This is a genomic window from Rossellomorea marisflavi, assembly GCF_001274775.1.
GTDB classification, from domain to species: Bacteria; Bacillota; Bacilli; order Bacillales; family Bacillaceae_B; genus Rossellomorea; species Rossellomorea marisflavi.
The window spans coordinates 526,845-539,268 of record NZ_LGUE01000001.1; the positions used below are offsets into that span (position 1 = coordinate 526,845).

Annotated in this window: 7 protein-coding genes; all 7 read left to right on the top strand. The window is 49.1% G+C overall.

Features of this window, described 5'->3' with window-relative positions; genetic code table 11:
• The first annotated feature begins 21 nt into the window (after nt 1-21).
• A complete protein-coding gene (gene bcd / locus AF331_RS02640) occupies nt 22-1,116 on the top strand; it encodes a branched-chain amino acid dehydrogenase (protein WP_053426635.1) in 1,095 nt (364 codons plus the stop codon).
• 129 nt (nt 1,117-1,245) lie between these two features.
• Entirely contained in the window at nt 1,246-2,355 is a 1,110-nt protein-coding gene (buk, locus tag AF331_RS02645; protein ID WP_053426636.1) for a butyrate kinase, read from the top strand.
• A gap of 14 nt (nt 2,356-2,369) precedes the next feature.
• Nucleotides 2,370-3,794, top strand: coding sequence for a dihydrolipoyl dehydrogenase (gene lpdA / locus AF331_RS02650; RefSeq protein WP_053426637.1), 1,425 nt, complete (start codon nt 2,370-2,372; stop codon nt 3,792-3,794).
• A gap of 455 nt (nt 3,795-4,249) precedes the next feature.
• Nucleotides 4,250-5,248, top strand: a complete 999-nt coding sequence (locus AF331_RS02655) for a thiamine pyrophosphate-dependent dehydrogenase E1 component subunit alpha (protein ID WP_053426638.1) — start codon at nt 4,250-4,252, stop codon at nt 5,246-5,248.
• Between the two features lie 14 nt (nt 5,249-5,262).
• Nucleotides 5,263-6,246: an alpha-ketoacid dehydrogenase subunit beta gene (locus tag AF331_RS02660; RefSeq protein ID WP_053426639.1), complete on the top strand. Its 984-nt coding sequence runs from the start codon at nt 5,263-5,265 to the stop codon at nt 6,244-6,246.
• Between the two features lie 30 nt (nt 6,247-6,276).
• The gene (locus tag AF331_RS02665) at nt 6,277-7,560 is read left to right on the top strand and encodes a dihydrolipoamide acetyltransferase family protein (RefSeq protein WP_053426640.1); all 1,284 of its coding nucleotides are present in this window, start codon (nt 6,277-6,279) and stop codon (nt 7,558-7,560) included.
• A 507-nt stretch (nt 7,561-8,067) separates the two neighbouring features.
• A complete protein-coding gene (locus AF331_RS02670; RefSeq protein ID WP_053427752.1) occupies nt 8,068-12,393 on the top strand; it encodes a S8 family peptidase in 4,326 nt (1,441 codons plus the stop codon).
• Nucleotides 12,394-12,424 lie beyond the last annotated feature (31 nt).

Genomic DNA, 12,424 nt, shown 5'->3' on the forward strand with positions numbered 1-12,424 from the left:
TATAAATAGGGGGAAACACTCATGAAAATCTTCAGCTATATGGAACAATACGACTACGAACAATTGGTATTCTGCCAAGATCAGGAATCAGGATTGAAAGCCATCATTGCCATCCATGACACCACTCTCGGCCCTGCACTAGGCGGAACACGCATGTGGACCTATGAATCAGAAGAAGCAGCGATTGAAGACGCCCTTCGCCTGGCCAAAGGTATGACATACAAGAATGCTGCAGCCGGATTGAATCTCGGAGGCGGTAAGACCGTCATCATCGGAGATCCACGAAAAGACAAGAATGAAGAGATGTTCCGTGCATTCGGACGCTACATCCAAGGACTGAACGGTCGATATATCACAGCAGAGGATGTAGGTACGACCGTTGCGGATATGGACCTGATCCACGAAGAGACAGATTATGTGACAGGGATTTCACCTGCATTCGGTTCATCAGGGAATCCATCCCCTGTAACAGCTTACGGCGTGTACCGCGGAATCAAAGCTGCAGCCAAGGAAGCCTTCGGAACAGATTCACTTGAGGGGAAAACCATTGCAGTCCAAGGTGTCGGCAATGTAGCGTACAATATGTGCCGTCACCTTCACGAAGAAGGTGCCAATCTGATCGTAACGGACATCAATAAAGAAGCTGTTCAGCGTGCTGTAGAAGAGTTTGGTGCAAAAGCTGTAGATACAAATGAAATCTATGGAGTAGATTGTGACATCTTCGCACCTTGCGCCCTTGGTGCCATCATCAATGACGAAACGATTCCACAGCTGAAGGCGAAAGTGATTGCCGGAGCTGCAAATAACCAGCTGAAAGAATCCCGTCACGGAGATGCCATCCACGAAATGGGAATCGTTTATGCGCCGGATTATGTCATCAACGCAGGTGGGGTCATCAACGTCGCGGATGAGCTTTATGGATATAACAGCGAGAGAGCCATGAAAAAGGTTGAACAGGTTTATAATAATGTTGAGCGCGTCATTGAAATTGCCAAGCGTGATCATGTTCCTACGTATGTAGCTGCTGATCGCATGGCAGAAGAACGCATCGAGAAAATGCGCCGTTCAAGGAGTCAATTCCTTCAAAACGGACATCACATCCTTAGCCGCCGCTAAAACACATTGATGGGTGCTCCTCCAAAAAAGGAGGGGTACCCCATCTTTATGTAAACGACATTTTGTCATCAGGGGGTCCTTGGAATAGAGAGAATAAAGATATAATTCGCCCTATTGGAGGTTACTGCTGTGCAAGAAATCAAGCATCGGATCCTAGTCATCAACCCGGGATCCACATCGACAAAAATCGGGGTCTTCGATGAAGACCGTTCCGTTTTTGAAAAAACGATCCGGCATGAAACGGAAACCATCAATCAATACCAGACCATCATCGATCAATATGAGTTCCGCAAGCATACGATCCTCGAAGCCCTTGATGAAGAAGGGATCAACATTTCCAAACTGAGTGCCGTCTGTGGACGGGGTGGCCTTTTGAAGCCCATTGAAGGTGGAACCTATCTTGTGAACGAAGAGATGCTCCGCGACCTCAGAGAAGGTGTATCCGGTCAGCACGCATCGAATCTCGGAGGCATCCTGGCATTCGAAATTGCATCCGGACTCAATATCCCATCCTATATCGTCGATCCGGTGGTAGTGGACGAGCTGCAGCCTCTCGCCAGGGTGTCAGGATTCTCCCTGATCGAGCGCAGAAGTATCTTCCATGCCCTCAACCAGAAGGCAGTCGCAAGAAGGGTGGCCAAGCAGCTCGGTAAGAAATATGAAGAGCTGAACCTGATCATCACCCATATGGGAGGTGGAATCACCGTCGGTGTCCATCATCTCGGTAAGGTGATCGACGTCAATAATGGACTGCACGGCGACGGTCCATTCAGCCCTGAACGTGCAGGGACAGTCCCAGCAGGGGATCTTGTTGACCTGTGCTTCTCAGGTGATTACTACCGCGAGGAAATCATGAAGAAGCTTGTTGGACAGGGTGGTCTTGTAGGCTACCTCGGTACAAGCGATGCGGTGAAAGTAGAAAAGATGATCGAACATGGTGATGAAAAAGCCCGGCACGTCTATGACGCTATGGCTTATCAAATTGCCAAGGAAATCGGAGCGGCCAGTGCCGTGCTGAGCGGCAAGGTGGATGCCATCATCCTGACGGGAGGGCTTGCATACGGAAAAGGGTTCGTCAAGGCCATTTCCAAACGGATCAACTGGATTGCCGATGTCATCATCCAACCAGGTGAAAATGAACTTCAGGCCCTTGCCGAAGGGGCACTGCGCGTCCTCAAAAGTGAAGAAGAATACAAAGAATATCCGGGAACGTCAAAAAGTGAGGCCCGGATACAATAAGGAGGTCATGAACAATGGCTGAAGAATATGATCTTGTCATTCTGGGTGGAGGAACAGGCGGATACGTCGCCGCCATCCGTGCATCTCAATTGGGTCTGAAAACAGCAATCGTGGAAAAAGGGAAACTGGGAGGAACATGCCTCCATAAGGGATGTATTCCGAGTAAAGCGCTACTAAGGAGTGCTGAAGTCTATGCAACGGCTAAGCACAGTGAAGATTTCGGGGTGAAGATCAATGGAGTGGAACTTGACTTCCCTAAAGTCCAGGCACGCAAAGAAAGCATCGTCGAAGGCCTTCATAAAGGTGTACAACACTTGATGAAGCAAGGGAAGATCGATGTCTTCGAAGGACTTGGAAGGATCCTTGGGCCGTCCATCTTCTCACCGATGCCCGGAACCATCTCAGTCGAAATGAACAACGGTGAAGAAAACGCCATGCTCATTCCGAAAAATGTCATCGTGGCAACAGGCTCCCGCCCGCGCTCACTGCCGGGGCTTGAAATTGACGGAACGGCTGTCTTATCTTCCGATGAAGCTCTTTCCCTTGAAACCTTGCCGAAATCCATCATCATTGTAGGAGGCGGGGTCATCGGGATCGAATGGGCATCCATGCTATCAGATTTTGATGTGGATGTGACGGTCATCGAGTATGCGGACACCATCGTACCGACAGAAGATAAAGATATCGCCAAAGAAATGCAGCGATTGATGAAGAAAAAAGGCATCAAGATCGTCACTGGCGCGAAAGTCCTCTCTGATACGCTCAACAAAGGGGCGGGAAGTGTCGCAATCAGTGCCGAGCACAAAGGGGAAACAAAAACCTTCGAAGCTGAAAAAATCCTCGTTTCCGTTGGACGTCAGGCGAATGTCGAAGGAATCGGCCTTGAAAATACAGATATCAAGGTGGAAAAAGGGTTCATCGAGGTAAATGAATACTACCAAACGAAAGAATCCCATATCTATGCGATCGGAGATGTGATCGGTGGCTTGCAGCTTGCCCACGTCGCGTCACATGAAGGGATCACGGCAGTGGAGCATCTCGCTGATCAAAAGCCTCATCCAATCGACTATACGCTCATTTCCAAATGCATCTACAGCAGTCCTGAAATCGCCAGTGTAGGATTGACGGAACAGCAAGCAAAAGACGCAGGTCATAACGTCAAAGTCGGGAAGTTCAATTTCAGGGCCATCGGGAAAGCCCTTGTGTACGGAGAATCAGACGGATTCGTCAAGATCGTCGCGGATAAGGAAACCGATGACCTCCTGGGCGTTCACATGATCGGTCCACACGTCACCGACATGATCTCCGAAGCAGGACTCGCCAAAGTACTTGACGCAACCCCGTGGGAAATCGCCCACACCATCCACCCGCATCCATCCCTCTCAGAAGCCATAGGCGAAGCCGCCCTGGCAGTAGACGGAAAAGCCATACATGGCTAGAAAAGCGGAGGGGCTTTGCTCAGGGGCGACAAGCATAAGATGGGCTGAGCGGAAAGGCGTTCTTTGCCTTTTTGATCAGAACAGCTTATGACCTCGAGCCCCTAAGCCCCGCAGCTGGACAAAAGAAAAGCGGAGGCGGGGTGCTCTGACCCGACAAGCATAAGGCGGGACGGCGAAAAGGAGCTTTTGGCCTTTTTGTCCGGCACGACTTATGACCTCGAGGGTCACCCTGCCGCAGCTGGACAAAAGAAAAGCGGAGGGGCTTTGCTAGGGGCGACAAGCATAAGATGGGCTGAGCGGAAAGGCGTCCTTTGCCTTTTTGATCAGAACAGCTTATGACCTCGAGCCCCTAAGCCCCGCAGCTAGACAATACAAAAGCGGCTCGAACATATCATTACACAGGGACCTGACAGAAGGCACCCTGCTATCCATAAACGCTGTAGGAGGTTGAAAAAATGGCAAGCAATCGTCATGAAGAATTAGGGCTTTCCAATGAGAAAGTAGTAGAGATGTATGAAACTATGCTCCTCGCCAGAAAAATTGATGAGCGGATGTGGCTGTTGAACCGTTCAGGTAAGATCCCATTTGTCATTTCATGTCAAGGACAAGAGGCCGCCCAGGTCGGTGCAGCATTTGCACTTGATACTGAGAAGGATTATGTTCTTCCATACTATCGTGATATGGGCGTTGTCCTCACGTTCGGGATGACGGCTCAAGAATTGATGCTTTCAGGCTTTGCCAAAGCAGAAGATCCGAACTCAGGCGGTCGTCAGATGCCTGGTCATTTCGGTCAAAAGAAAAACCGTATCGTCACGGGTTCATCCCCGGTAACCACCCAGGTGCCGCATGCCGTGGGGCTGGCACTCGCAGGGAAAATGGAGAAAAAAGATCTTGTGACATTTGTGACGTTTGGTGAAGGTTCATCCAACCAAGGAGACTTCCACGAAGGAGCAAACTTTGCCGGTGTACATAAACTTCCGGTCATCTTCATGTGTGAAAACAACAAATATGCCATCTCGGTGCCAATCGAGAAGCAATTGGCATGTGAGAAAGTATCAGACCGCGCCATCGGATATGGCATGCCAGGAATCACCGTTGATGGAAATGACCCCATCGAAGTGTATAAAGTGGTCAAGGAAGCGGCTGATCGCGGAAGACGCGGAGAAGGACCGACTTTGATCGAGACGGTTTCCTACCGCTTGACTCCCCACTCCTCAGATGACGATGACCGCAGCTACCGCTCTCCAGATGAAGTGGCGAAAGCGAAAACGAATGATCCGATCATTACGTTCGGTGCCTATTTAAAAGAAACAGGCGTCATGGACGATGAGCTGGAGAAAACAATCAATGACCGCGTGATGAAACAAGTGAATGAAGCAACGGATTACGCAGAGGCTGCTCCTTATGCAGAGCCGGAATCCGCTATGAAATATGTTTACGCAGAAGAGAAGTAAGGGGGAGAACCACTATGCCAGTAATGTCTTATATTGATGCCGTAACATTGGCCATGAGAGAAGAAATGGAACGAGACGAAAAAGTATTTGTGCTCGGCGAGGACGTCGGCAAAAAAGGAGGCGTCTTTAAGGCGACTCACGGACTATACGATCAATTCGGGGAGGATCGCGTCATCGATACGCCCCTTGCCGAGTCGGCCATTGCCGGTGTTGGGATCGGAGCTGCCATGTACGGGATGAGACCAATTGCCGAAATGCAGTTTGCTGATTTCATCATGCCTGCTGTCAACCAGATCATTTCCGAAGCAGCCAAAATCCGCTATCGTTCCAACAATGACTGGAGCTGTCCGATGGTCATCCGCGCACCGTATGGCGGAGGAGTACACGGAGCCCTTTATCATTCCCAATCAGTAGAAGCGGTCTTTGCCAACCAGCCTGGTCTGAAGATCGTCATGCCTTCAACGCCTTATGATGTTAAAGGCCTTCTGAAGGCAGCAATCCGTGATGAAGACCCAGTACTGTTCTTTGAACATAAACGGGCCTACCGCCTCATCAAAGGCGAGGTGCCAGAGGACGATTACACGCTTCCAATCGGAAAAGCAGATGTGAAGCGCGAAGGGGAAGACATTACGGTCATCACCTATGGCCTTTGCGTCCACTTTGCCCTTCAAGCAGCGGAAAAGCTTGCTCAGGACGGCATCGAAGCACATATCCTCGATCTTCGTACCATCTATCCATTGGATAAAGAAGCGATCATCGAAGCAGCTTCCAAGACGGGTAAAGTACTGCTTGTAACGGAAGACAATAAAGAAGGAAGCATCATGGGTGAAGTGTCTGCCATCATCGCGGAAAACTGCTTGTTCGACCTCGATGCTCCGATTAAGCGTCTGGCCGGACCGGATGTACCGGCCATGCCATATGCACCGACAATGGAAAAACACTTTATGATCAACCCTGATAAAGTGGAAAAATCAATGAGGGAATTGGCTGAATTTTAACGTATCACCGTATGATAAGGAGGGATCCTCATGGGGATTGAAAAAATGAAAATGCCTCAGTTAGGCGAGAGCGTAACCGAGGGGACGATCAGCAAATGGCTGGTGTCTCCGGGAGATACGGTCAATAAATATGATCCGATCGCTGAAGTGCAAACGGATAAAGTCAATGCAGAAGTACCTTCTTCTTTTACAGGGGTCATCAAGGAACTCCTTGCCGAAGAAGGTGACACTCTTGAAGTTGGAGAGCTCATCTGTTCGATTGAATTAGAAGGGGGCAATGATGCTCCTGCTGAAGAAAAGGTGGAAAAGAAAGAAGAAGCAGCACCGTCTACACCTGCCTCAGCGGATACAAGCAATAAAGGCAGATATTCTCCTGCCGTCCTGAAAATGTCCCAGGAAAACGGAATCGACCTGACCCAGGTGACGGGAACAGGAGCCGGCGGCCGGATTACAAGGAAAGACCTTAAAAAGATCATCGAGTCTGGCAACATCCCTCAGGCGAGCGAAGCACCGAAGGCCGCTCCGCAACAGGAATCACCACCACAAGGAGCACCAGCAGCGCAGCCGTCAAAAAAACCTGCTCCGCAGACACCGGATGTAACGACCTTACCGGGTGATATTGAAATCCCTGTGACCGGAATCAGGAAAGCCATCGCCGCTAATATGCTTCGGAGCAAGCATGAAGCACCACATGCTTGGACGATGATGGAAGTGGATGTCACCAACCTGGTCGACTACCGCAATTCCCTCAAAACAGAATTCAAGCAGAAGGAAGGCTATAATCTGACCTTCTTCGCATTCTTCGTCAAGGCCGTTGCACAGGCGCTGAAAGAGTACCCGCAGATCAATTCCATGTGGGCGGGCGATAAGATCATCCAGAAGAAGGATATCAATCTGTCGATTGCCGTTGCAACCGATGATGCCCTCTATGTACCGGTCATCAAGAATGCAGACGAAAAGACCATTAAAGGCATTGCAAGGGAAATCACCGAGCTTGCTGGAAAAGTAAGAAGCGGGAAACTGACTTCCCAAGATATGCAGGGTGGTACATTTACAGTGAACAATACGGGTTCTTTTGGATCAGTGCAATCAATGGGGATCATCAATTATCCTCAAGCAGCGATCCTTCAGGTGGAATCGATCGTCAAGCGTCCTGTTGTCATGAACAACGGAATGATTGCCGTGCGTGACATGGTGAACCTCTGTATGTCCCTGGATCACCGCGTATTGGACGGACTTGTATGCGGACGATTCCTGCAGAGAGTGAAAGAAATCCTCGAGAACACATCAAAAGAAACAACGTCTATCTACTAAATGAGAAAGGGCCCTTCCTGGGAGGAGGGTCCTTTTTTATTTGGGGTTTCATGAGACTTTAGGGTGAAGGGAGAGGAGAAGGTGGAGGGAAGTGTAGGCAAATGGCACGGATTAGTTACAGAAGAATATTTCATAAGGTGAATTATTCAGTACGAATAGGACGATAGGCTAAATGGTTTTTTCCAATAACTCCAAGTGAGACTTAATGAGGAATTATTGTGTCCTATTTGTAAGGAATAGTCGAATGGCCCACATAAAGCGGTAAAATAAGGGATGCGATAGGTGAATGGTCATTCATTAATACACCCTTCGTCACGATTCGTAAAAGGGTACCTAAGTCTTTCTGTTTATTTTCAGAATATTAGGAATATATATGACATTCCTCTACAACATTCGACAGGAACCTTTGGTTATGTTTGGTTCAGCACCTACTATTTACCAGGTGAAATAAAAATGGAAGGAGATCATGACCGGAAAACCAAAATGAAACCAAACGGAGGGAATTGGATGAAGGGAAGAAGAAGACAGAGGGCAAAATGGTTATCCATCATTTTGACACTAGCGATGTTCGTTCCACTATTATTTCCTTTTAACGCAGGGGCTGTCAGTGCCGCTCAAAAGGAAAAGCCATCGACTTCAGTAAAAGATTCTGCCAAAGTGTCTCCACAATCCAAGATCACATCAAAGCTCCAGAAACAATTCGACAAAGATAAGCACGTCACATACTTAGTAAAATTCAAGGAGCAGGTAGATACGTTAAAAATCGCCGAGAAAGCAGAAAAAAATGCGAAGAAGCAAAAGCTTTCTGCCAACAACAGTAAATTGTTGAAGCGGAATCTCGTTGTTTCAGAGCTTCGTGCTACCTCACTTGAAACACAAGCAGAAGTAAAAGAATACTTAACCAAGCAAAAGAAATCCGGTGCAGTCAAAGACATCCAAAGCTATTATGTTGTCAATGGCATGGCCGTTACAAGTACGAAAGAAGTGATGGAGAAGCTTTCCACTTACGCTGAAGTTGAGAAAATCCTGCCGAATGAAGTTCGTCAGCTCAACAAGCCAGAGGTGGTAAAAGAGAAGGAAACCTCCAAGAAGAAAGGTGAAACGGCCGCTGTCGAATGGAATATCGACAAAGTCGGAGCACCTGCCGTATGGGATATGGGCATTGATGGATCCGGTACCGTAGTCGCTTCCATCGACACCGGGGTCCAGTGGGATCACCCGGCGTTGAAGGAACAGTACAGAGGGTTCGATCCACAAAACCCGAATACGCCTGACAATGAATTCAACTGGTTCGATGCGACTGCCGGCCAGGGCACACCGTATGATGATCAAGGGCATGGAACGCACGTAACCGGTACGATGGTCGGTCACGAGCCGAATGGTTCCAATCAGATCGGAGTGGCTCCTGGTGCGAAATGGATCGCTGTCAAAGCGTTCACTTCCCAAGGTGGGACGGATGCCGATCTATTGGCCGCAGGGGAATGGATCCTTGCTCCAAAAGATGCCGAGGGCAATCCACATCCTGAAAAAGCTCCGGACGTTGTTAACAACTCATGGGGCGGTGGGAAAGGACTTGACGAATGGTATCGTGAAATGGTCAATGCGTGGAGAGCGGCGGAAATCTTCCCAGAGTTCTCAGCAGGAAATACGACCCTTACGAATCCTGGTGGTCCTGGTTCCATCGCGAACCCGGCAAACTATCCTGAGTCCTATGCAACCGGGGCAACGGATATCAATAACAACCTAGGAAGCTTCTCCCTGCTTGGTCCATCACCTTACGATGAAATCAAGCCGGATATCGCAGCACCGGGTGTGAACATCCGATCTTCCGTTCCAGGCGGGACATACGAAGGCGGATGGAACGGGACGTCCATGGCGGGACCTCACGTTTCAGCTGTTGTAGCTCTCCTGAAACAGGTGAACGCCAACCTGACAGTCGATCAGATTGAGGAAATCTTGAACACGACTGCTGTACCATTGACGAACGGCACGTATCCTGATGTGCCGAACAACGGATTCGGGAATGGTCTTGTCAACGCATTCGATGCAGTCAATTCCATCATGAATGGTCTTGGTAAGGTGAGTGGTCAGGTCGCGCAAGAAGGCGATGACACAGAAGCACCGACCATCAACCATGAACAACCGACAGATGTTTATCAAGGCATGGATTTGAAATTGGAAGCAGAAGCAACGGATAACGTCAGTGTCACATCCGTTAAGCTGTCGTATGGAAATGCAGATGGTGAGTGGGTCGATGTGGACGCAAAGCGTAAAAGCGGCGACTTCACTAAAGGCACCTACGAAGCGGTCATCCCTGCTGATGCGTTGAATAGGGACAACGTGACCTATAAATGGACAGCGGTAGACTTTGGTGGGAATGAGGTTTCCACAGATGACTATTCCCTGGAACTTCTTCCTGGAATTTCGGTCGGTTACGAGCAGGACTTCGAATCTGAACCTGCTGGCTGGTTCTCTTATGGGAACGGGAATAGCTGGGAATGGGGAATCCCTACTTCCGGACCGGGAAATGCAGCCTCCGGTGAAAAAGTGTATGCTACAAAGCTAGATGGTAATTATGCAAACAGCGCGAACATGTCCCTGCAGATGCCACCGGTCGATCTGCCTGAAGGAAATAGCTTCCTCCAGTTCAAACAGTGGCATGACCTTGAAACCCGATATGATTTCGGTCATGTATTCGTCTCTACAGACGGCAAAGAGTGGACACAGGCTCTCCGTGTCAACGGAACGACGACCGGATGGATCGATGGAGAGGTGGATCTGAGTGAATACGCAGGTCAACGCATCTACATTGCATTCAATGTAACAAGCGATGGAAGTGTTCCGAAGCAAGGATGGTACCTTGATGATGTCAAGCTGACCGATTCATCCCTGCAGCCATCCAAGAAAATGAGCCTTGGATTGGATTCGAAGAAGGATGCCGCTTCTTCCGTTTCCAAAAAGCCGAAAGTAGATCCAGCCAAGATCCAGGTTGAAAAGCCTGCGGCTAAAGATCAAAGCAAGGAAGCTCCGGCACCTGTCCTCCTTCCACTTCAAGCAGAAGTATCTGTTTTGGAAACTGGACGAAGTGTCTATACAAATCCGGCAACAGGATCCTATGAGATCGCTCATGCAGCTGGTGATTTCACCCTGCAGGCATCGACATACGGATTCCGTTCCCAGACTCAGAGTGTGACGATTGAAGCAGACAGTACAACGACTGCCAACTTCACCCTTGAAGAAATTCCTAAAGGAACCGTCACGGGTACGATCACGAATCAATTGACCGGGGATCCTGTTGCAAATGCAACGGTCATGGTCCTTGAAGATGCTGTCGTTCAACCTGTCCAAACGGACGCTGACGGACGATATGAGCTGAACGTATATGAAGGCGACTATACGGTCAAAGTGGTCGCTCCTAATTATTACAGTCAAGAAGAATCAGTCACGGTTGAAGGTGGGGAATCCGAGACGAAGGATTTTGCACTGAAACCATTCATCGGATACCCTGGTGAAATCGGCTATGATGACGGTACGGCTGAAAATGCACGTGCCTATAATGCAGCTGGCAACTCATGGGCTGTGAAGATGTCCCTTGCGGAAGGAAATGATACAGCCCTCGTCACTGGCGGTCTGTTCCGATTCTGGGATACAGAATGGCCGGTACCGGGTGGGACCGAGTTTGAAGTGGAAGTTTATGATGCAAGCGGTCCGGACGGTGCTCCAGGCAAGAAGCTTGCTGGACCATTCGAAGGGGAAGCTCTCCGTAACGGTCAATGGACACAGGTCGACCTCAGTGATGAAGGCATCATGGTCGATGGTGACTTCTACATGGTCTACACGCAGACAAAAGCCAATCCGAATGCCCCAGGACTTGCAACAGATGAAGACGGGGAATATGCTGCACGCAGCTGGCAGCGTGTCAGCGGGGCATGGTCTCAGTCTCCTGAAGATGAAGGAAACTATATGATTCGTGCAACCGTGAATTATGAAGTGAAAGAGCCGGTCATCACATCACCTGAAGATGGTTCATTCACGAATAAGGATCAGGTGAAAGTGGAAGGAACATCGGCTCCTGACACAGATGTCATCATCTTGAATGGTGATGAAGAAGCGGCTACAACAACAGCAGACAGTCAAGGTAAATTCGCTGCTGATGTCAGCCTGCAGGAAGGGGAAAATGTACTGACGGCCAAGGCTTCCACTGAGCAGGGGCAAACAGGGGCATCCGAACCTGTTACCATCATCCTTGATCAAGAAAAGCCTGAGCTTTCCATCACATCTCCTGCCGATAAATCCAAAACCAATAAAGAAACGGTTACCGTCAAGGGGACTGTGTCTGATGACAATCTTGATTGGGTGAAGGTGAACGGCAAAAAGGCAGACGTGAAGGATGGTGCATTCAGCCATCGAATCCTTCTTGAACAAGGTGAAAATGTCATTAAAGTCGTTGCTCAAGACAAGGCAGGCAACAAAACCACGAAGAAAGTCACCATCGAGGCTAAATACGGGGATCTTGAGATTTCCAATGTGCTTCCTGGAGAAGATAAGGAATTGAAATCAGGTGAATCAGTCAAGATCGAATTTGACAGTGAGCCTGGACTCGATGCGACATTCGTTCTCCATATGCCATTGACGAATGCCCGCAGCATGACCTCGAATGCGACAGAACTCCCGATGAGGGAAACGTCTGAAGGGCATTATGAAGGCTATTACACAGCCACTTCCAACGTGAAAGCTCCTGGAGCAGTCGTGGAAGTGAAAGTGGAAGATGATTTCGGAAATGTAGAAACAAAACGCGCTGAAGGAAAGCTGTATATCAACGCGAAAAAGTAATGGTGATAAGGAACGTCCCGGGATTGTCCCC